General features: G+C 52.5%; 18 protein-coding genes. 10 read left to right on the forward strand and 8 right to left on the reverse strand.

Annotated elements, in window-relative coordinates:
* The first annotated feature begins 13 nt into the window (after nucleotides 1-13).
* Complete coding sequence (locus INT84_RS00720; protein ID WP_194205242.1) at nucleotides 14-1,378, forward strand: MFS transporter; 1,365 nt, start codon at nucleotides 14-16, stop codon at nucleotides 1,376-1,378.
* Nucleotides 1,379-1,424: 46 nt separating this feature from the next.
* On the opposite strand, the gene INT84_RS00725 is transcribed toward INT84_RS00720, so the two are convergent.
* Nucleotides 1,425-2,423, reverse strand: a complete 999-nt coding sequence (locus tag INT84_RS00725; protein WP_176916784.1) for a LacI family DNA-binding transcriptional regulator — start codon at nucleotides 2,421-2,423, stop codon at nucleotides 1,425-1,427.
* A gap of 221 nt (nucleotides 2,424-2,644) precedes the next feature.
* Between INT84_RS00725 and fucI the strand changes: the two genes are divergently transcribed.
* Both fucI and fucU read left to right on the forward strand, forming a co-directional pair.
* The gene (fucI, locus tag INT84_RS00730) at nucleotides 2,645-4,426 is read left to right on the forward strand and encodes an L-fucose isomerase (RefSeq protein ID WP_194205243.1); all 1,782 of its coding nucleotides are present in this window, start codon (nucleotides 2,645-2,647) and stop codon (nucleotides 4,424-4,426) included.
* Between the two features lie 15 nt (nucleotides 4,427-4,441).
* Nucleotides 4,442-4,864, forward strand: coding sequence for an L-fucose mutarotase (gene fucU / locus INT84_RS00735; protein ID WP_194205244.1), 423 nt, complete (start codon nucleotides 4,442-4,444; stop codon nucleotides 4,862-4,864).
* Nucleotides 4,865-4,902: 38 nt separating this feature from the next.
* On the opposite strand, the gene cyoE is transcribed toward fucU, so the two are convergent.
* From cyoE to INT84_RS00770, 7 genes are all read right to left on the reverse strand, one after another.
* Nucleotides 4,903-5,790, reverse strand: coding sequence for a heme o synthase (gene cyoE, locus INT84_RS00740; RefSeq protein WP_103674909.1), 888 nt, complete (start codon nucleotides 5,788-5,790; stop codon nucleotides 4,903-4,905).
* An 11-nt stretch (nucleotides 5,791-5,801) separates the two neighbouring features.
* A complete protein-coding gene (locus INT84_RS00745) occupies nucleotides 5,802-6,131 on the reverse strand; it encodes a cytochrome o ubiquinol oxidase subunit IV (protein WP_176916780.1) in 330 nt (109 codons plus the stop codon).
* The gene (locus INT84_RS00750) at nucleotides 6,131-6,745 is read right to left on the reverse strand and encodes a cytochrome o ubiquinol oxidase subunit III (protein ID WP_176916779.1); all 615 of its coding nucleotides are present in this window, start codon (nucleotides 6,743-6,745) and stop codon (nucleotides 6,131-6,133) included. The genes INT84_RS00745 and INT84_RS00750 overlap by 1 nt, the downstream gene beginning before the upstream one ends.
* Nucleotides 6,745-8,727, reverse strand: a complete 1,983-nt coding sequence (gene cyoB / locus INT84_RS00755; protein WP_176916778.1) for a cytochrome o ubiquinol oxidase subunit I — start codon at nucleotides 8,725-8,727, stop codon at nucleotides 6,745-6,747. The genes INT84_RS00750 and cyoB overlap by 1 nt, the downstream gene beginning before the upstream one ends.
* A 19-nt stretch (nucleotides 8,728-8,746) precedes the next feature.
* Nucleotides 8,747-9,694: a cytochrome o ubiquinol oxidase subunit II gene (gene cyoA, locus INT84_RS00760; protein WP_194205245.1), complete on the reverse strand. Its 948-nt coding sequence runs from the start codon at nucleotides 9,692-9,694 to the stop codon at nucleotides 8,747-8,749.
* A 469-nt stretch (nucleotides 9,695-10,163) separates the two neighbouring features.
* On the reverse strand, nucleotides 10,164-11,645 hold the full coding sequence (ampG, locus tag INT84_RS00765) for a muropeptide MFS transporter AmpG (protein ID WP_194205246.1): 1,482 nt from the start codon (nucleotides 11,643-11,645) through the stop codon (nucleotides 10,164-10,166).
* Nucleotides 11,646-11,690: 45 nt separating this feature from the next.
* The gene (locus tag INT84_RS00770) at nucleotides 11,691-12,269 is read right to left on the reverse strand and encodes a lipoprotein (RefSeq protein ID WP_194205247.1); all 579 of its coding nucleotides are present in this window, start codon (nucleotides 12,267-12,269) and stop codon (nucleotides 11,691-11,693) included.
* 304 nt (nucleotides 12,270-12,573) lie between these two features.
* Here INT84_RS00770 and bolA point away from each other — a divergent pair, with 304 nt between their 5' ends.
* From bolA to ppiD, 7 genes are all read left to right on the forward strand, one after another.
* Nucleotides 12,574-12,891 carry a transcriptional regulator BolA gene (gene bolA / locus INT84_RS00775; RefSeq protein ID WP_176916774.1) on the forward strand — a complete coding sequence of 106 codons (318 nt, stop codon included), beginning with the start codon at nucleotides 12,574-12,576 and terminating at the stop codon, nucleotides 12,889-12,891.
* Between the two features lie 343 nt (nucleotides 12,892-13,234).
* A complete protein-coding gene (gene tig, locus INT84_RS00780) occupies nucleotides 13,235-14,533 on the forward strand; it encodes a trigger factor (RefSeq protein WP_176916773.1) in 1,299 nt (432 codons plus the stop codon).
* Between the two features lie 332 nt (nucleotides 14,534-14,865).
* Nucleotides 14,866-15,489, forward strand: coding sequence for an ATP-dependent Clp endopeptidase proteolytic subunit ClpP (gene clpP / locus INT84_RS00785; RefSeq protein WP_176916772.1), 624 nt, complete (start codon nucleotides 14,866-14,868; stop codon nucleotides 15,487-15,489).
* A 129-nt stretch (nucleotides 15,490-15,618) separates the two neighbouring features.
* Complete coding sequence (gene clpX, locus INT84_RS00790; protein WP_176916771.1) at nucleotides 15,619-16,893, forward strand: ATP-dependent protease ATP-binding subunit ClpX; 1,275 nt, start codon at nucleotides 15,619-15,621, stop codon at nucleotides 16,891-16,893.
* A 181-nt stretch (nucleotides 16,894-17,074) separates the two neighbouring features.
* The gene (lon, locus tag INT84_RS00795; RefSeq protein ID WP_176917431.1) at nucleotides 17,075-19,429 is read left to right on the forward strand and encodes an endopeptidase La; all 2,355 of its coding nucleotides are present in this window, start codon (nucleotides 17,075-17,077) and stop codon (nucleotides 19,427-19,429) included.
* Nucleotides 19,430-19,639: 210 nt separating this feature from the next.
* Nucleotides 19,640-19,912, forward strand: coding sequence for a nucleoid-associated protein HU-beta (hupB, locus tag INT84_RS00800; RefSeq protein WP_002444653.1), 273 nt, complete (start codon nucleotides 19,640-19,642; stop codon nucleotides 19,910-19,912).
* 192 nt (nucleotides 19,913-20,104) lie between these two features.
* Nucleotides 20,105-21,979: a peptidylprolyl isomerase gene (gene ppiD / locus INT84_RS00805; protein WP_194205248.1), complete on the forward strand. Its 1,875-nt coding sequence runs from the start codon at nucleotides 20,105-20,107 to the stop codon at nucleotides 21,977-21,979.
* The last annotated feature ends 130 nt before the right edge of the window (nucleotides 21,980-22,109 follow it).

Raw genomic sequence — 22,109 nt, forward strand, 5'->3', positions numbered from 1 at the left:
CGGGAATAATATTATGAGCTCACGTTTATCGGTTCTCGAAAAGAGCGCCTATGGCGCAGGGGATATGGCGCTGACCATATCTATTATTTCAGCTTCTATTTTAATTTATGCCTTTCTTGTTCAGGTGGTGGGTTTAACGCCTGTTGATGCAGGCTGGATTTTAATGATCGTCAGAACCATCGATGCGGTGTCCGATCCATTAATGGGGATATTGACCAGTAAATTTCGTACCCGGCTGGGACGTTACCGGCATTGGTTAATTATCGGCGCATTACCTTTCGGCGTTTCGCTCTGGTTATTGTTCACGACCTTCGGTCAAACCTATGGCGAGAAAATGGCGTGGTCTACCGGCGTTTATATTTTTAATAGCCTTTCATTTACCGTGCTGGCCATTCCCTATATTTCATTAATTGGTGTAATAACCTCCGATCCGCAGGAACGCCTGAATGCCAATGCGTTTCGCTTTCCGATGGCAAAAGTCGCCACGCTGATTGTCTCGACATTTGTTCCGTGGTGGGTCACTCAGGGGAGCGATCCTCGCAGTAATTACGCGATGGCATTTGCCGTCGTCGGCGCAGTCAGCGTGGCGATTATGCTGTTCTGCGCCTTCAACGTAAAAGAGCGCGTCATGAAGACCCAGGCAGCCGAACCTCTGGCGCGCCAAATCAAAGGCCTGGTCAGGAACGATCAGTGGCAGGTTATCAGCCTGGCGATGATCGTGTTGTTTATTGGTTTTCTGGTCAACGGCAGCGTTGCTATTTTGTATGGAAAAGAATTTGCGGGTGCCAGCGATGGGTTTGGCATCGCGCTATTTATGAGTATGGGATCGATAGGCGGCATTCTGGGTCCGTTGGTTTCCACCTGGCTTACCCGCTTTTACTGTAAAGTAAAAGTCTTTCGTTATTCCATGTATGCGTCAGCGTTGATGTCCGTTCTGGCATGGTGGATGGTAGGCAAAGGCGATATTTATGGCGCGACGATTTTTTATTTGCTGTGCTCGATCGTATCGCAAATCAATACGCCCATTCTCTGGTCTTCTATTACCGAAGCGTCTGATTACGGATTATGTAAAACCGGGATTGATGCGTCCGGGCTGGCAATTGGCATGATTTCGTTTTGTCAGAAATTGGGTATGGGGATCGCAGGACCCATTACCGGATACCTTCTGGCGTGGGTTGGCTATACGTCGCTGGGCGCACAGAGCGTGGAAGCGGTGGCCGGATTGTCCTGGATTATGCTCCTGGTACCCGCGTGTTTCTATCTCCTGACCGGATTCATTATGCGTTATTACTTTATTAATAATACCTATTACTCACAGATGATGAGCTCAGGCGTATTGCAGGAAATTGACGGGCCATTAAAGCCTGAGGCGGAATAAGCCACGACAAAAACCTGCGTGGTAACAGAATGCTACGCAGGGAGCGTTAATCGTTTTTTTTGCGGCTAATGAGCTTCATCTGTACTTTTATGGTTTCATTGACCGGATTATCATCAAGCGCTTTTCGCATAAGTTCAAACGCCTTTTCTGCCCAGCTATCTTCATCCTGTTGCATTGACCAGACGTTATTCCCCAGGAAACCCAACATAGGGTGCTCATCGAAAGTGCCAATATTAATATCGGCTGGAATGAAGCCAAAACGTTCGCGTAACGCGTCTATTGCCCCTTCAAGTACCGGCAGGGAGGAGGCAATAAACGCATCAGGTTTTCCATGAGCATCAAGCAGCTGGTTCATCATCTGGTAACCCCCTTCGTGGGAATTACCTGAGCCGGTCATGACCCAGCTTTCCGCAGGTAAGCCGCGTTCCACTAGCGCTTTTTGATAACCCGCTATGCGTTCACGAATGCTGGGTAGCTGTGGATCGCCCACCAGTAACCAGATTGGCAGTTTACCTGCATCGAGTACGCTGTTGGCGAGCGTTTCTCCCCCGGCAAAATTATCGCTCTCAACCAGCGGCGTCGTGGCAAAGGTGAAGTCCCTGTCCAGAAGAACCAGCGGCTTTTTGACCAGCCGTAAATGGTGCTGCTGGTTTTCCAGCGTGGCGGGCACGATGAACAGCCCGTCGACATTGCGCGCGATGAGGGATTTGACCAGTTTATTTTCATAATCAACGTCATCGTAGGTACAGGTGATCATTAACTGATAACCCGAGCGGCGGCAGCGAAGCTCCAGCTTTTCAGCGAGCGTCGCGAAAAATACGTTTGAAATATTAGGAACAATTAACCCTAACGTATCCGTTTTGTTCAGTTTAAGGCTGCGTGCAGAGTGATTGAGAACATAACCATAACGCTCAACGTGCGCGTGTATTCTGTTTTGTGTTTTGGCGCTAATTCGGTATTGCTCCGCTTTACCGTTTAGCACCAGCCGCACGGTGGTGACGGATAAGCTCAAATCGTTCGCAATCTGTTCAACTGTTTTGGCCATCTCTGCCTGTCTCTATCTCATTCATTACTGTGAATATTTCACCCTTATCCGGTCAGTATACCCCTTATCTGTTCATATCGCGTTCTCTCCCTGTCAGTTATTGAGATGTGATGCCGTTCACAAGTTGCAGTGAAATTGATTGTTTTTAGCGTAGTGGAATTCATATGCTAACTCGAGTTAGCTAAGGTTTTTATTTATCTATCTGAAAGTAAGGAGCGATTATGGCGGGTAAAACGATATTGCCGCGTGTCGGCATCCGTCCGGTGATTGATGGACGGCGGATGGGAATACGCGAATCTCTTGAAGATCAGACGATGGCAATGGCCCAGGCCGCGGTCAGTCTGATCACGCAGAAATTACGTCATGCCTGCGGAAGGGCGATTGAGTGTGTGGTTGCCGATACGTGCATTGCCGGGCTGGCGGAGGCCGCTGCCTGCGAAGAAAAGTTTGCGGCGCACAATGTTGGTTTAACGCTGACGGTAACGCCCTGCTGGTGCTATGGCAGCGAGACGATTGATATGGAGCCGCAGCGTCCGAAAGCGATTTGGGGCTTTAATGGTACAGAGCGGCCGGGAGCGGTGTATCTGGCGGCGGCGCTTGCCGCGCATAATCAAAAAGGGCTGCCAGCGTTTGCTATCTATAGTCAGGACGTCCAGGATGCGGGGGATACCGCTATTCCGGCGGACGTTGAAGAAAAGATCCTGCGTTTTGTCCGCGCCGGATTAACCGTCGCCGCTCTGAAGGGGAAAAGCTATCTTTCGTTAGGCGGCGTGTCGATGGGGATCGCAGGTTCCATTGTCGATCATGCTTTTTTTGAATCCTGGCTGGGAATGAAAGTCCAGGCTGTCGATATGACCGAATTACGCCGCCGCATCGACCATCATATTTATGATGAAGAAGAGGCCGAACTGGCGCTGAACTGGGCGCAACGACGTTTTCATTTTGGTGAAGATAAAAACACGCCAGCCCTGCGTCTTAGCGCGGAGCAAAACCAGCATGTACTGCGTGAAAGTTTGCTCATTGCGATATGCATTCGCGACATGATGCAGGGTAATGCCAGACTTGCCGACCTCGGCAGAGAGGAGGAGGCGCTGGGGTATAACGCCATCGCCGCGGGGTTTCAGGGGCAGCGTCACTGGAGCGATCAGTATCCCAACGCGGATATGGCAGAAGCGCTGCTGAACAGCTCTTTCGACTGGAACGGCGTACGGCAGCCAGCGATTGTGGCGACGGAAAACGACAGTCTCAACGGCGTCGCGATGCTGTTTGGGCATTTGCTGACGGGAACCGCGCAAATCTTCGCGGACGTCAGAACCTACTGGTCCCCGGCGGCCGTTGAACGCGTAACCGGGCATCAGCTTAGCGGCCGGGCTTCCCATGGCATCATTCATTTAATTAACTCTGGTTCGGCGGCGCTGGATGGCACCGGTCAGCAAATGGATACGTCCGGCCATCCGACGTTAAAACCGCACTGGCAGGTGACGCCGCAGGAAGCCGATGCCTGTCTTGACGCGACGACCTGGTATCCCGCTATGCGCGAGTATTTTCGCGGCGGCGGCTACTCTTCCAGTTTTCTGAGCCGCGGCGGCATTCCCTTTACCATGACGCGAATTAACTTAATCGCGGGCCCTGGTCCCGTTTTGCAAATTGCCGAAGGCTGGAGCGTGGAACTGCCGCAGGGGGTTCATCACATCCTTAATCAGCGTACCGATCCGAGCTGGCCAACTACCTGGTTTGCGCCGAGGCTAACAGGGCAGGGGGCTTTCCGCGATGTGTACACGATGATGGCGAACTGGGGCGCTAATCATGGGGTATTAACCGCCGGCCACGTCGGCGCGGATTTCATCACTCTGGCATCAATGCTGCGTATTCCGGTCTGCATGCATAATCTGCAAAATAAAGATATCTGGCGTCCTTCCGCCTGGGCGGCACATGGCATGGACGTTGAAGGTCAGGATTATCGGGCCTGTCAGAATTACGGGCCGCTGTACAAGCGTTACTAAACAGGGAGTCCCGGCATGCTTAAAAATATTTCGCCATTCCTCTCGCCGGCGCTGCTTAAAACGCTGGCGGAGATGGGACACGGCGATGAAATTCTCTTAGCCGATGCGCATTTCCCGGCGTACTCGCTGAGCGACAGAGTGATTCGTGCCGATGGGCTGTCGGTAAGCCAGCTACTGACGGCGATTATGCCGCTGATAGAACTGGACGACCGCGTTGAACCGTTAGTCATGATGGCGTTTGACGAAGGGAGAGCGGGAGAGGATATCGTAGAACAGCGCTACGGTAAGGCGCTTGAACCTTTCCGCACTGAGGTTCGCTTTGCCCGGATTAGCCGTGAAGATTTTTATGGAAGGGCACGTCAGGCTTACGCCATCGTGCTTACCGGCGAGACTGCGGCATACGGCAATCTGATCCTGAGAAAAGGGGTAACGGTATAAAGAAAAAAGGCATAGCCTGCGCTATGCCTTTTATAGGCTTACCAGACGTAAGCCAGCAAACTATGTGAATCCGGCACCATAAAGTCCACGGACATCATTACGCTCAGCGCGGTAATGGCGATAATGGAAAAGCCGAACAGCTTGCGCGCCCAGACCTTATCATCTTCCACTTTATAACCGCGCAGCGCCATGCCGAGCCACCAGACGCTTACCGCAGCGGCGACGATCAGATATTTATATCCGGCGTAGCCGCCCAGCGTCAGCATCAGCGTTGCCACGGCAAAGGCGATGATATACAGCGTAATGTGGTTTTTTGCCACTGAAATACCTTTCACTACCGGCAGGACCGGAATGTTCGCCGCCTGATAATCCTTAAAGCGGAAAATCGCAATGGCGTAGGAGTGGGGCATCTGCCACAGGCTGAAAATAGCCAGCAGAATAGCCGCGCCACTGTCGAACTGATTCGCGACCGCGCAGTAGCCAATCACCGGCGGCGCAGCGCCGGAGAGAGAGCCAATCAGCGTGCCATAGACCGAGTGACGTTTCATATACAGGCTATAAACGCCCACATACACCACGAAACCCATCACCCCCAGCCAGCAGGCCAGCGGGTTGGCACCGAACCACAGCAGCATAAAGCCAGCAATACCCAACAAGGTGGCATACACCAGCGAGACTTTTGGCGAGATCAGCCCCTTGACCAGCACCCGGTTTTTCGTCCGCTCCATCTTACGATCGATGTCGCGGTCGATATAGTTGTTGAAAACACAACCAGAGGCGACCACCAGAGATACGCCAAGCAGCGTATAGATGAACAGCGGATAGTTGATGCTGCCCTTTGAGGCCAGCAGGAATCCGCCAATCACCGAGATCAGGTTGCCAAAAATGATGCCTGGTTTTGTTACTTGCAGGTATTGCTTAAACATACTCGCCGCTCTTAGTGAAGCATCATGTTGTAGTTGAGGTTCCACATAATCCAGATCGAACCCACTACCAGGATGGCGATGATAATCACGGTAAAGACAAAGGCCGTCAGGTTCCAGCGCTCCTCAGAAGAGGTGTTCATGTGCAGGAAGCAGACCAGATGTACCAGAATCTGTACCACCGCGGTAACCAGAATGGTCCCGAGAATAGCGCCGTGCGATATCGCCCCTGTCATCACCAGCCAGAACGGGATCACCGTCAGGATGATCGACAGGATAAAGCCTGTCATGTAGGTTTTTACGCTACCGTGGGACGCGCCGTTGTGATCGGTTGAATGACTCATTACATCGCCCCCATCAGATAAACTACAGAGAACACACAGATCCACACCACGTCGAGGAAGTGCCAGAACAGGCTCAGGCACATAATACGCGTGCGGTTTGTGCTGGTCAGGCCACGACGGGACACCTGAATCATCAGGATCGCCATCCATACCAGACCAGAAGTCACGTGCAGACCGTGAGTCCCTACCAGCGCAAAGAACGCCGACAGGAAGCCGCTACGGTCAGGACCAAAACCTTCAGCAATCAGGTGATGGAATTCATAGATTTCCATTCCCACGAACCCGGCACCAAACAGGAAGGTGAGGGCAAGCCAGGTGATGACCTGGCTTTTGTTGTTTTTGTGCATGGCGATAGCCGCCATGCCGTAGGTGATGGAGCTAAACAGCAGCAGGAAGGTCTCTACCAGCACGAACGGCAGTTCAAAAATGTCCTTACCGGTCGGGCCGCCCGCGGTGCCGTTAACCAGCACCGCATAGGTCGCGAACAGGCATGAGAACAGAATGCAGTCGCTCATCAGGTAGATCCAGAAACCGAACACTTTGTTCGATCCTGCATCGTGGTGCCCATGGTCATGCGCATGGGCTGTGGTTTGATTAAAGGTGCTCGTTGCCATTATTTCAGCCCTGCCTTAGTGATTTCATCGAAATGCTGGTTTTCCAGTTTTTCGACTTCCGCTACCGGCACGTAATAATCCACATCTTCGTCAAAGCTTTTCACAATCCAGGTGATGATCATGCCTGCGAAGCTTGCGATAGCCAGCCACCAGATATGCCAGATCATAGCGAAACCAAACAGCGTGGTGAAAGCAGCAATAATGATGCCTGCGCCGGTGTTTTTCGGCATATGAATCTCTTCATAGTGCTGCGGCTTTTTGTACGCGTCGCCTTTGTCTTTCATTTCCCAGAAGGCATCACGCTCATGAACGTGCGGCACTACGGCAAAGTTATAGAACGGCGGCGGAGAGGAGGTAGACCACTCCAGGGTACGGCCACCCCACGGATCGCCCGTCAGGTCGCGGTTCAGATCGCGGTCGCGGATGGACACGTAGAACTGCGTCAGCTGGCAGAGGATACCGCAGGCAATCAGTGCTGCGCCGCCTGCGGCAATCATCAGCATTGAGTGGAACTGTGGATCGATCTGCTGGCTCAGACGACGGGTCATCCCCATGAAGCCCAGCACGTACAGCGGCATAAAGGCCACGAAGAAACCGATAATCCAGAACCAGAACGCGCGTTTACCCCAGGTTTCGTTCAGGGTGAAACCAAAGGCTTTCGGCCACCAGTAGGTCAGACCGGCGAAGCAACCAAATACCACACCACCGATAATTACGTTATGGAAGTGGGCGATCAGGAACAGGCTGTTATGCAGAACAAAGTCCGCGCCCGGCACCGCCAGCAGAACGCCGGTCATACCGCCCACCGAGAAGGTGACGATAAAGCCGATGGTCCACATCATCGCGGTATTGAACTGGATACGGCCCTGATACATGGTGAACAGCCAGTTGAAGATCTTCACCCCGGTCGGGATGGCGATGATCATGGTCGTAATACCAAAGAAGGCGTTTACGTTCGCGCCCGCACCCATGGTGAAGAAGTGGTGCAGCCAGACGATGAACGACAGAATGGTAATACAGACGGTTGCCCACACCAGTGAGGTGTAGCCGAACAGACGTTTACGCGAGAAGGTTGCAGCGATTTCAGAGAACACCCCGAACACCGGCAGAACCAGAATGTACACTTCCGGATGGCCCCAGGCCCAGATCAGGTTGATGTACATCATCATGTTGCCGCCCATATCGTTGGTAAAGAAATGGGTACCGATATAGCGGTCAAGGGTCAGCAACGCGACGGTGACGGTCAGGATCGGGAACGAGACGATAATCAGGATGTTCGCACACAGCGACGCCCAGGTGAATACCGGCATTTTAAACATCGTCATGCCCGGCGCACGCATGCGCAGGATGGTGACGAAGAAGTTAATCCCGGTCAGCGTCGTCCCGATACCCGAGAGCTGTAGGCTCCAGATCCAGTAATCGACCCCCACGCTTGGACTGTACTCTATTCCCGAGAGCGGCGGATATGCCAGCCAGCCGGTCTGTGCGAATTCGCCCAGGCCCAGTGACAGGTTTACCAGGATCACCCCGACCACCGTGAACCAGAAGCTCAGGTTGTTCAGGAACGGGAACGCAACGTCGCGCGCGCCGATCTGTAGCGGAACCACCAGGTTCATCAGACCGATAACGAACGGCATCGCCACGAAGAAGATCATGATCACGCCGTGGGCGGTGAAGACCTGATCGTAGTGGTGAGGCGGCAGAAAGCCTGCTTCGCCCGCCGAGGCCAGCGCCTGCTGGCTACGCATCATGATGGCATCCGCAAAGCCACGCAGCAGCATAACAATCGCTACGATGACATACATGATACCAAGTCGTTTGTGGTCCACAGACGTGAGCCACTCTTTCCATAACCAGGACCACTTACCGAAGTAAGTGATCGCCGCTAATACCGCCAGACCCCCGACGATGATGGCGGCGATCGTAACCATGATAATGGGTTCATGGTACGGCACTGCATCCAGTGTAAGTTTTCCGAACATCGTTTTCTTCCTCGGCCCCTTAGTGAGAGGATTCCGCGTGGCTCATGTCCATGCCTTCCATACCGTCGTGCGAAGCGTGCTCGCCTTCCGGTTGGGTCATGTCCATGCTCTTCCCGTGGCCCATAAATTTGTTAACAACATCTTTAAACAAATCGGGTTTCACGCTGGAGAAGTACTCCACTTTGTTATATTCGCTGGGCGCAGCGAGCTTATCGAACGTCGTCATATCGCTCATGGCGGTCGGAGACTGTTTCGCCTTCGCCACCCACTGATCGAATGCCGCACGGTCCGGTGTCGCGATAGCTTTGAACTTCATGCCAGAGAAACCTGGACCGCTATAGCTGGCGGAGATACCGTCATACGTGCCCGCTTCATTAGCGATCAGGTGCAGGTTGGTCTGCATACCCGCCATCGCATAGATCTGGCTGCCCAGACGCGGGATAAAGAACGAGTTCATCACGGAGTTAGAGGTCACTTTGAATGCGACCGGCGTATTCGCCGGGAAGGCGATTTCGTTTACGGTTGCAATGCCCTGTTCCGGATAGATGAAGAACCATTTCCAGTCCATCGAAACCACTTCGATGGTGATGGGTTTCTCGTCGTGAGCCAGCGGCTTGCTGGGTTCAAGCGAGTGCGTGGTTTTCCATGTCAGTACGGCAAGGAACAGGATGATCAGAATCGGCACCGTCCAGACCACAGCTTCCACTTTATTGGAGTGTGACCAGTTGGGGCTATACTTCGCATCTTTATTGCTCGCTCGGTACTTCCAGGCAAAACCTACAGCCATCAAGATGGCGGGAATAACGACAATCATCATCAGGCCAAAAGCCGTCAGTATCAGTGAGCGTTGCTCCAGTCCAATCTGTCCTTTGGGGTCAAGGAGTGCAGAATCGCAGCCACTGAGTAAAAAAGTGCCTGCGAATAATGACAACCATCCCAAACTTTTATTGTATTTCCTGAGTCTCATGTAACGACCTCAATTCCACGGGATCTGGTGGCGTTTAAAGAGTATGGTCATTTTAAGGGAAGGTTACATTACTGTAAACATGAATGGAGCAGTGTCAGTTAAGTGTTACTGTCTTCTGCCGTCTATGTCACACATGTTGCGCATTGTGTCTATTTTTCAACCAGCGCAGGCGCGGCGCGGGTGTTATAACGAAACCGGACGCAAAAGAAGGGCTGGCAGGGCAATTGGTATAACCATTGCTGAAAATATACAAATAATTAACAAATGCATATCAAATAAAAGACATTTACCGCGCAGGAAATTAAATCGCTAGCAGCTGAATCGGTTTAGGGGGAAATATTTTTTTGGAAAATTGCTAATAATTTCCAGAATTCTATAACGCACAAAACAACAAATATTTTAAAAAATAAAAAATGAGAGGTCGCCGTTATAATTACCCGCGGTGATTACAACGGTAAATAACATTTTCTTATCGCTGAGCGACCGGGATCTGACGCAGGGCGAGGTAATCCAGCATCCCGCCGCATACGACACCGGCTATGGCGATCAGTGCCCCGGCCTCCAGCAGCAGTGGCGCAAAGCCTATGCTGATTGCGCCTGTCGCGTTAATGATGACTGTTACCAGCCACAGACCAAGCACCAGGCAGCCCAGCATCAGCAGCCTTAGCGCCAGGCGATAGGCGCGGGGGAAGCGGGTACGCGGCAGGAAGCCCGCATGTTGCCGCGTATACTCCAGCGTCTGCCGACACACCAGTAACAGCAATAATCCCGGTACGGCAGCGACCACGCTGAACAGGTAGAACTCAGACCAGCCGTGCGCTTCGACAAACCAGCCAGCAATCGGACCAACATACACGCGTCCCACGGCTGAAAGCGCAGACAGCAGGGCAAACTGGGTGGCGGAGAAGGAGCGGTTACACAGCGTCATCAGTAATGCGACAAACGCCGCCGTCCCCATTCCGCCGCACAGATTCTCAAAGAATACTGCCGCCCCCATGCTGATCATGTTTTTATCCGTCACCGACAGCAGCCAGTACCCGGCGTTCGACGCCCCTTGCAGCACGCCAAAAATCAGCAGGGCGCGAAACAGAGACAGGCGCTGCATTAGGATGCCGCCGTATAGCGCGCCGATAATGGTGGCCAGCAGTCCCAGCGTCTTATTCACCACGCCGACGTCACCGGCATCAAAGCCCACGCCGCGGATCAAAAAGGTGGTGGTTAAGCTCATGGCAAAGGCATCGCCGAGTTTATAGAGCACGATCAGCAGCAGAATAAGCCAGGCATTGTTACGACCGAAAAAGTCACGCAGGGGAGCCGCAACGGCCTGCTCCAGCGTTTTGGGGACCGGGATGGTGTCTGCGGGTTCCGGAGCCAGTAGCGTGGCGATAATACACGGAATGAGCAGCGCCGCCATCAACCAGTACATTCCCTGCCAGCCGAGCCAGCGGTCCGCCAGCCACAACGCCAGTCCACCGGAAACCAGCATCCCAAGGCGGTAGCCGAGAACGCTTATCGCCGCCCCGGTACCGCGTTCTTCCGCGGGCAACACGTCTGTTTTCCACGCGTCAAAAACGATATCCTGCGATGCCGAACAGAAGGCGATCACCACCGCCAGCGCCGCCATCCAGCGCAGCTGGCTGCCGGGTTCGAGAAAGCCCATCCCGGCAATCGACAGCAGCAAAAGAAGCTGGGTTGCCAGCAGCCAGCCGCGTCGGCGACCAAACAGCGGCGGCGTATAGCGATCCATCAGCGGCGACCACAGAAATTTAAAGACGTACGCCTGACCGACCAGCGAAAAGAAGCCGATGGTTTTAAGATCGATATTTTCGACGGTCATCCACGCCTGGAGCGTGCCGGAGGTGAGCGCGAGCGGTAAGCCTGAGGCAAAACCCAGGATCAGCAGAATGGCAGATTTAGGCTGCCGAAAGCGTTGCAAATAGTGGCTGGACATAAATGATAAGCACTGACCCGGCCTGCGCCGGGTCAGTAAACAGAATTAATGCGCGTTCTGTTTGATGAAGTCGTGAATGCTGGTGTCCTGCGCCATATCGGCGATGGTATCCGTCAGGACGTTGTTAACCGCATTGGCGATGTTCTGGTTCGATGCCTGGAACGCGCCCTCAATAGAGTAATTAGCACGGTAGTTTTTGGTCATTTTACTGCCGTTCGCTGCGGTGGCGATAATCGCGATATCCGCTTTGGTGGCAATGTTGTAACGCACGTTACCCTGCGACACATCGGCGTACAGCTGGTTAACGATAATTTGCAGATCTACCGCACCGTTTGGTCCGATCATATAGCCGCGTGCGGACATCTGTTTCTCCAGCACTTCCTGCAACAGGAAACGCAGATCGCGGGAGGCCGTCAGGGTGACCTGCTGGTTGTCGCGGGTGACTTTCGCCAGCGCCTGATCCGGACGCTGATCCGCGCCGTTAATGCTCACCGTGACGCCCATCAGGCTCGGATCCTGCTGCGGCAGGGTGATTTTTGGTGAAACATCAATGGTCGTAGGCGGCGTGGCACAGCCAGCCAGCATAAACATAGCCATTAACGGAAAGAGTAATTTTTTAAACATTTTCAGGTTCTCAGCGCAATGTGTACTTATTAGAAGAAAATTCCCGCCATCATAACATCGCTAACAATTAGGGGAAGTGCCTGGCGCAGGTAAATTCACCATGTTGTCCGTTTTCTGACCTGTTAACATCTTAAGGGAGGATATCTGTGGCAAATCAGGGGCATCAGGCCGTTAACTTTACTCGTCTGACAGATAAAATCAGCTGAAAGCTAAATTTTTGTTGTCTAAATGTAATGGAAACGGTAAAAGCGGCTACGATTTAAAGGGATGGGCGACATCTCAACGTTGTCGGAGGAGTAAATTCATGATGATACGCGAACAAATCGAAGATAAATTAAGGGCAGCGTTTGACCCCGTGTTCCTCGAAGTGGTTGATGAAAGCTACCGCCACAACGTACCGGCTGGCTCAGAAAGTCATTTTAAAGTGGTTCTGGTCAGCGATTGTTTTACCGGCGAACGTTTTCTTAGCCGCCATCGGATGATTTACAGCACCCTGAGCAGCGAACTGTCTTCCACTGTGCACGCCCTGGCGTTGCATACCTACACGCATAAAGAGTGGGAAGGATTACAGGATACGATTTTCGCCTCGCCTCCGTGTCGGGGCGCGGGCAGCATCGCATAGGCAATCCTGGTTGCATCAATAAGAACTTTTCCAGTATGTTGCTACAGATTATGTGAAAACGGCCTGCGGGCCGTTTTGTTTTGTCTGAATTTTGCGCAAAATGTACAGCGTTCAGACAAAATTAGCCGTGAATTGTGAAAAGTGCAGCCGCACGCGCAATAACCGTTCTCGACTCATAAAAGTGATGCCGCTATAATGCTGCGTCTTATTTTTCGGAATGTCTTCGGGATGATTCTGACGCAGGGAATGGGTTTCTGATTAGAGAGAACATCCCGGTACTGTGAAACACAGACATGTTTCCAGGTAGAGTTGACCGAGCACTGTGATTTTTTGAGGTAACAAGATGCAAGTTTCAGTTGAAACCACTCAGGGCCTTGGCCGCCGCCTGACTATTACAATCGCTGCTGACAGCATCGAGACCGCTGTAAAAAGCGAGCTGGTCAACGTCGCGAAGAAAGTACGTATTGACGGCTTCCGTAAGGGTAAAGTACCGATGACCGTTGTTGCTCAACGTTACGGTGCTTCTGTTCGCCAGGACGTTCTGGGCGATCTGATGAGCCGCAACTTCGTTGATGCGATCATCCAGGAAAAAATTAATCCGGCCGGTGCGCCGAACTACGTTCCGGGCGAATACAAACTGGGCGAAGACTTCACCTACTCCGTAGAGTTTGAAGTTTACCCGGAAGTTGAGCTGAAAGGTCTGGAAACCATCGAAGTTGAAAAACCGGTTGTTGAAGTGACCGACGCTGACGTTGATACCATGCTGGACACCCTGCGTAAGCAGCAGGCGACCTGGTCTGATAAAGACGGCGCAGTGGAAGAAGACGATCGCGTTACCATTGACTTCACCGGTTCTGTAGACGGCGAAGAGTTCGAAGGCGGCAAAGCCTCTGACTTCGTACTGGCGCTGGGCCAGGGTCGTATGATCCCAGGCTTCGAAGACGGTATCAAAGGCCACAAAGCGGGTGAAGAGTTCACCATCGACGTGACCTTCCCGGAAGAGTACCACGCTGAAAACCTGAAAGGTAAAGCGGCTAAATTCGTTATCAACCTGAAAAAAGTTGAACAGCGTGAGCTGCCGGAACTGACCGAAGAGTTCATCAAACGTTTCGGCGTTGAAGATGGTTCTATCGACGGTCTGCGTGCTGAAGTGCGCAAAAACATGGAACGCGAACTGAAAGGCGCGGTACGTAACCGTGTTAAAACACAGGCTATCGAAGGTCTGGTTAAAGCGAACGAAATCGATGTTCCTGCTGCCCTGATCGACAGCGAAATCGACGTGCTGCGCCGCCAGGCTGCACAGCGCTTCGGCGGTAACGAAAAACAGGCGCTGGAACTGCCGCGTGAACTGTTCGAAGAACAGGCTAAACGTCGCGTAGTTGTTGGCTTGCTGCTGGGCGAAGTGATTCGTACCAACGAGCTGAAAGCTGACGAAGACCGCGTTAAAGGTCTGATCGAAGAGATGGCTTCTGCCTACGAAGATCCGTCAGAAGTGATCGAATTCTACAGCAAAAACAAAGAACTGATGGACAACATGCGTAATGTTGCTCTGGAAGAACAGGCTGTGGAAACCGTTCTGGCAAAAGCCAACGTGACTGAAAAAGCCACCAACTTTAGCGAACTGATGAACCAGCAGGCGTAATTTACAGCGCCTTTTGTTCGATGTTTGTACAAAAACCCGTCACCTTCCGGTGGCGGGTTTTTTTTGCTGCCGTTAATGCTCTGAAAGAGTGCCAAAACGCTATTTCAGTGTTAGCGTAACAGCAAAAGATTGTTATGCTTGAAATAGAGTGATGTCGTACCCATAACGGGGAGACGGTCGTAAAGTTTCTGACTGATATACCGAAATAGCGTTAATGCGTTTAGTAAGAGGCGGCCAACGAAGGGCAGCCTGAAGGATGAAGAAGTGTATAATCCGTCTACGTGGTAACCATCAGTACAGCGCTTTTTTCAATTATTATCCAGGAGACGGAAATGTCATACAGTGGCGAACGAGACAATTTTGCACCGCACATGGCCCTGGTGCCCATGGTCATTGAGCAGACCTCACGTGGTGAGCGTTCTTTTGATATTTACTCCCGTCTGCTCAAGGAACGCGTCATTTTCATGACCGGCCAGGTCGAAGACCATATGGCTAACCTGATTGTGGCGCAGATGCTCTTTCTGGAAGCGGAAAACCCGGAAAAAGATATTTATCTGTACATTAACTCGCCAGGCGGGGTAATCACTGCCGGGATGTCAATCTATGACACCATGCAGTTCATCAAGCCGGACGTCAGCACCATCTGTATGGGGCAGGCGGCGTCAATGGGTGCTTTCCTGCTGACCGCAGGGGCGAAAGGCAAGCGTTTCTGCCTGCCGAACTCACGCGTGATGATCCACCAGCCGCTGGGCGGCTATCAGGGCCAGGCGACGGATATCGAAATTCATGCTCGCGAGATCCTGAAAGTGAAAGGTCGCATGAATGAACTTATGGCACACCACACGGGTCAATCTCTTGAGCAGATCGAACGCGACACCGAGCGCGATCGTTTCCTGTCTGCTACAGAATCCGTAGAATATGGTCTGGTAGACTCTATCCTGACCCAACGTAATTGATGCCCAGGCAGTAAGTGTGCCGCTATACTATAGGTACGGCGGCACAACGCTTGCGAAGCGGCTTGCGCTTAAGAATGGCATTTGCGTCGTGATGTGCGGCACAAAGAACTTAAAAAGAGGTTTTTACTCATGACAGATAAACGCAAAGATGGATCGGGCAAACTGTTGTACTGCTCTTTTTGCGGCAAAAGCCAGCATGAAGTGCGTAAACTGATTGCCGGACCGTCCGTGTATATCTGCGACGAATGTGTCGACTTATGTAATGACATCATTCGCGAAGAGATCAAAGAAGTGGCACCGCATCGCGAACGTAGCGCACTGCCGTCGCCGCACGAAATCCGTCATCACCTGGACGATTATGTTATCGGTCAGGAGCAGGCGAAAAAAGTCCTGGCGGTTGCGGTTTATAACCACTACAAGCGCCTGCGCAATGGCGATACCAGCAACGGCGTTGAGCTGGGCAAAAGTAACATTTTGCTGATTGGCCCGACCGGTTCCGGTAAAACCCTGCTGGCGGAAACGCTGGCGCGTCTGCTGGACGTTCCGTTCACGATGGCCGATGCTACCACCCTGACCGAAGCGGGTTATGTGGGTGAAGACGTCGAAAACATTATCCAGAAACTGCTACAGAAGTGCGATTACGACGTACAGAAAGCCCAGCGCGGCATCGTCTATATCGATGAGATTGATAAAATCTCCCGCAAGTCTGATAACCCGTCTATCACCCGCGACGTGTCCGGGGAAGGGGTGCAGCAGGCGCTGTTGAAACTGATCGAAGGGACGGTAGCGGCCGTTCCGCCGCAGGGCGGACGTAAACATCCGCAGCAGGAATTTTTGCAGGTTGATACCTCTAAAATCCTGTTTATCTGTGGCGGTGCCTTTGCCGGTCTGGATAAAGTCATTGCTCACCGCGTAGAAACCGGCTCCGGCATTGGTTTTGGTGCCACGGTGAAAGCGCTGTCTGATAAAGCGAGCGAAGGCGAGTTGCTGGCGCAGGTTGAACCGGAAGATTTGATCAAATTTGGTCTGATCCCTGAGTTCATCGGTCGTCTGCCGGTGGTTGCCACCCTGAGCGAACTGAGCGAAGAAGCGCTGATTCAGATCCTGAAAGAGCCGAAAAACGCCCTGACCAAGCAGTATCAGGCGCTGTTTAATCTGGAAGGCGTAGAACTCGAGTTCCGCGACGAAGCGCTGGATGCAATTGCCAAAAAAGCAATGGCGCGTAAAACCGGTGCCCGTGGTCTGCGTTCCATCGTTGAAGCCGCGCTGCTGGATACCATGTACGACCTTCCGTCCCAGGAAGAAGTCGAAAAAGTGGTCATCGACGAGTCGGTCATCACCGAGCAAACCAAACCGCTGCTGATCTACGGCACCTCCGAAGCACAGCAGGCATCTGGCGAATAATTAGCCAGTTCATACAATCAGTTAATCAAAAAGGGGGGATTTTATCTCCCCTTTTATTTTTCCTTTAAACATAGCGTTGAATGTATGGGAATCATCCCCATATACTGAATCACATGTTAAAGATGCATGAAGTACAGTGCTATCTGTTTACCTGGCGGACACTAAACTAAGAGAGAGCTCTATGAATCCTGAGCGTTCTGAACGCATTGAAATCCCCGTATTGCCGTTGCGCGATGTGGTGGTTTATCCGCACATGGTCATACCCTTATTTGTAGGGCGGGAAAAATCTATCCGTTGCCTTGAAGCCGCTATGGATCATGACAAAAAAATCATGCTGGTGGCGCAGAAAGAAGCGTCAACGGATGAGCCGGGTGTAAACGATCTTTTCACCGTCGGGACCGTGGCCTCTATTTTGCAGATGCTGAAACTCCCTGACGGCACCGTAAAAGTGCTGGTAGAAGGGTTGCAGCGTGCGCGTATTAGCGCGTTGTCTGACGATGGCGAACATTTCTCTGCGAAAGCGGAGTATCTGGAATCGCCAGCGATGGACGAGCGCGAGCAGGAAGTGCTGGTACGCACCGCGATTGGTCAGTTTGAAGGCTATATCAAACTGAACAAAAAAATTCCCCCGGAAGTGCTGACCTCGTTAAACAGTATTGACGATCCCGCACGCCTGGCGGACACCATCGCCGCGCATATGCCGTTAAAACTGGCAGACAAACAATCCGTACTTGAGATGGCCGACATCAACGAGCGTCTTGAATATCTGATGGCGATGATGGAGTCCGAAATCGATCTGTTGCAGGTTGAGAAACGTATTCGCAACCGCGTCAAAAAGCAGATGGAAAAATCGCAGCGTGAGTATTATCTGAATGAGCAAATGAAAGCCATTCAGAAAGAACTCGGCGAGATGGATGATGCGCCAGATGAAAACGAAGCGCTGAAACGTAAAATCGATGCCGCGAAAATGCCGAAAGAGGCAAAAGAAAAAACCGAAGCTGAACTGCAAAAGCTGAAGATGATGTCGCCGATGTCAGCCGAAGCGACCGTGGTTCGCGGTTATATCGACTGGATGGTGCAGGTGCCGTGGAACGCGCGTAGCAAGGTCAAAAAAGACCTGCGTCAGGCGCAGGAGATCCTCGATACCGACCATTACGGCCTGGAGCGCGTCAAAGACCGTATCCTTGAGTACCTCGCGGTACAAAGCCGTATGAACAAGCTGAAAGGGCCGATCCTGTGTCTGGTAGGGCCGCCGGGGGTGGGTAAAACCTCGCTGGGGCAGTCCATTGCCAGAGCCACCGGGCGTAAATACATCCGTATGGCGCTGGGCGGCGTGCGTGACGAAGCGGAAATTCGCGGTCACCGTCGTACCTATATCGGTTCGATGCCGGGCAAACTGATTCAGAAAATGGCGAAAGTCGGGGTCAAAAACCCGCTGTTCCTGCTCGATGAGATCGACAAAATGTCGTCCGACATGCGCGGCGATCCGGCCTCTGCGCTGCTTGAGGTACTGGATCCTGAGCAGAACGTGGCGTTTAGCGATCACTATCTGGAAGTGGATTACGATCTCAGCGATGTCATGTTTGTGGCGACCTCTAACTCCATGAACATTCCGGCTCCGCTGCTGGATCGTATGGAAGTGATCCGTCTGTCCGGTTATACCGAAGATGAGAAGCTGAACATTGCTAAACAGCACCTGCTGCCGAAGCAAATCGAGCGTAACGCGCTGAAAAGCAGCGAGATCACCGTAGACGATAGCGCGATCACCGGCATCATCCGTTACTACACCCGCGAAGCTGGCGTGCGTAACCTTGAGCGTGAAATCTCCAAACTGTGCCGTAAAGCGGTAAAACAACTGCTGCTCGACAAAACGCTCAAACACATCGAAATCACTGGCGATAACCTGAAAGATTTCCTTGGCGTACAGCGCTTTGACTATGGCCGTGCGGACAACGAAAACCGCGTGGGGCAGGTTACCGGTCTGGCGTGGACCGAAGTGGGCGGCGATCTGCTGACTATCGAGACTGCCTGTGTGCCAGGTAAAGGCAAGCTGACCTACACCGGCTCGCTGGGTGAAGTTATGCAGGAATCCATCCAGGCTGCGCTGACCGTGGTCCGTGCGCGTGCGGAGAAGCTGGGCATCAACGGCGACTTCCACGAAAAACGGGATATTCACGTTCACGTTCCGGAAGGGGCAACGCCGAAGGATGGTCCGAGCGCCGGTATTGCCATGTGTACCGCGCTGGTATCTTGCTTAACCGGCAACCCGGTACGCGCCGATGTCGCTATGACCGGTGAAATTACGCTGCGTGGTCTGGTCCTGCCGATCGGCGGGCTGAAAGAGAAACTGCTGGCAGCACATCGCGGCGGGATCAAAACGGTCCTTATTCCTTACGAGAATAAACGCGATCTGGAAGAGATCCCGGACAACGTGATTGCCGACCTGGAGATTCATCCTGTGAAGCGGATTGAGGAAGTTCTGAGTCTCGCATTGCAAAATGAACCGTCAGGAATGCAGGTCGTAAGCGCAAAATAGTGACCTTGCGCAAAGAGCGCTAATAAAAATAGGGCTGGCAGGCCAATTCGGACTTGCCAGCCTTTTTTTGTATAGCTAATTTAGATTGCTGGGCTGACACGCCATAGGTAACGAGTGTTGTAAGGGCATGTCAGTCCTGTTATAACTGCTGCGCGGTCGTACGATGAAGGATTCATGTACGATATAAATTATAAAGAGAGGAAGAGAACAGTGAATAAATCTCAACTGATAGATAAAATTGCTGCAGGGGCTGATATCTCTAAAGCTGCGGCTGGACGTGCGTTAGATGCTTTAATTGCTTCTGTTACTGAATCTCTGCAAGCCGGAGATGACGTTGCACTGGTGGGTTTTGGTACTTTTGCTGTGAAAGAGCGTGCTGCCCGTACTGGTCGCAACCCGCAAACAGGTAAAGAGATCACCATCGCTGCCGCTAAAGTCCCGGGTTTTCGCGCGGGTAAAGCGCTGAAAGACGCAGTTAACTGATCGTCTCCCGTAAGGGATGTGACACAGTATGAGGGCGCATCATTTGATGTGCCTTTTTTATTTGTGATGAGGGATTTCTGCTTTTGCTGCTGACAACCGCCCCGTTTTCTTGTCACAATACCCCCTTACGCGCAGGGTTCGTGCTATGCTGCGCGACGTATAAAGTCATCTACAGCGGAGCGTTGTTACACCATGATGGACAACTTACGTACGGCGGCTAACAGCCTCGTACTCAAGATTATTTTCGGTATCATTATCGTGTCGTTCATTTTGACCGGCGTGAGCAGCTACCTGATTGGCGGTAACAATAATTACGCCGCAAAAGTGAATGGCCAGGAGATTGGTCGCCAGCAGTTTGAAAATGCGGTTGCCAGCGAGCGTAACCGGATGCAGCAGCAGATGGGCGATCAATACTCTGAGCTGGCGTCTAATGAAAATTACATCAAACAGATGCGCCAGCAGGTGCTGACTCGTTTGATTGATGAAGCGTTGCTCGACCAGTATGCCCGCGAACTGGGCCTCGGCATCAGTGACGATCAGGTTAAAAAAGCCATTTTCGCAACCCAGGCTTTCCAGAACAACGGCAAGTTCGATAACACCCGCTATAACGAGCTGGTGAACCGTATGGGGATGACGGCCGATCAATACGCGCAGGCGCTGCGTAATCAACTGGTGACTCAGCAATTGATTAATGCCGTGGTTGGCACCGATTTTATGCTGCCGGGTGAAACGGATGAACTGGCGGCGCTGGTCTCTCAGCAGCGAGTGGTCCGTGAAGCGACTATCGACGTGAATGCGCTGGCAGCGAAACAGCAGGCCAGCGATGCAGAGATTCAGGCGGCCTACGCGCAGAATAAAGGTCAGTTCGTCTCGCCTGAGCAGTTCCGCGTAAGCTACATCAAAATGGACGCAGCATCGATGCAGCAGAACGCGTCTGACGAAGAAATTCAGGCGTACTACGATGAGCATCAGGATCTGTTTACCCAGTCCGCGCGTAACCGCTACAGCGTGATCCAGACCAAAACCGAAGCTGATGCGAAGGCGGTACTGGATGAGCTGAACAAAGGGGCGGATTTCGCCACCGTGGCGAAAGAAAAATCCACCGATATCATCTCTGCCCGCAACGGCGGTGATATTGGCTGGATGGACGATGCGGGTACCCTGCCGGAACTGAAAGACGCGGGCCTGAAAGAAAAAGGCCAGATCTCCGGGGTCATTAAATCCTCCGTAGGTTTCCTGGTGGCCCGTCTCGATGACACTCAGCCTGCGAAAGTAAAACCGCTGGCGGAAGCGCATGATGACATCGCCGCGAAAGTGAAACAGGAAAAAGCGCTGGATGCGTACTTTGCCCTGCAACAGAAAGTCAGCGAAGCCGCCAGCAATGACAACGAGTCATTAGCGGGTGCAGAGCAGGCGGCAGGTGTAAAAGCGGTTGAAACCGGCTGGTTTGACCGTAACAGCCTGCCGGAAGAGCTGAACTTCAAACCTGTCTCCGACGCGATTTTCAGTGGCGCGCTGGTCGGGCAGAACGGCACGCCGGGTAGCAACTCTGACATCATCACCGTTGATGGCGACCGTGCTTTTGTGATCCGCGTGAGCGAGCACAAAGCTGAAGCCGTTAAGCCGCTGGCAGACGTGAAAGAGCTGGTAGCTGCGAACGTCAAACGTGAGAAAGCGACGCAGCAGGCGAAGCTGGATGCCGAGAAACTGCTGGCTGCCCTGCAAACGGGTAAAGGCGATGAGGCGATGAAAACTGCGGGTCTGAACTTTGGGGAAGCGAAAACGCTGACCCGTACAGGTCAGGATCCGGTAAGCCAGGCCGCGTTCACGCTGGCGCTGCCGGCTGAGGGCAAACTGTCCTACGGCATTGCCAACGACATGCAGGGTAACGTCGTACTGCTGGCGCTGGATGAAATTAAAGCCGGAACCATGCCAGATGAGCAGAAAAAAGCGATGGTACAGGGGATCACCCGTAACAATGCGCAAATCGCCTTTGAAGCGCTGATGAGCAATCTGCGTAAACAGGCCAAAATCAAATACGGCGATATCGTCGAGCAGCAACAATAACGAGCTTGCTTCCACAATTTTGCAACTCGTTGCAATAACCAAAGGCCGCTTTCGCGGCCTTTTCCATTTTTGAAATTCGCCATTTGTTTCCTGTTTTGCATCCCGCTATCGTGGCTTCGCTGTCAACAAA

It is taken from the genome of Superficieibacter sp. 1612_C1, from assembly GCF_015234305.1.
GTDB lineage: Bacteria > Pseudomonadota > Gammaproteobacteria > Enterobacterales > Enterobacteriaceae > Superficieibacter.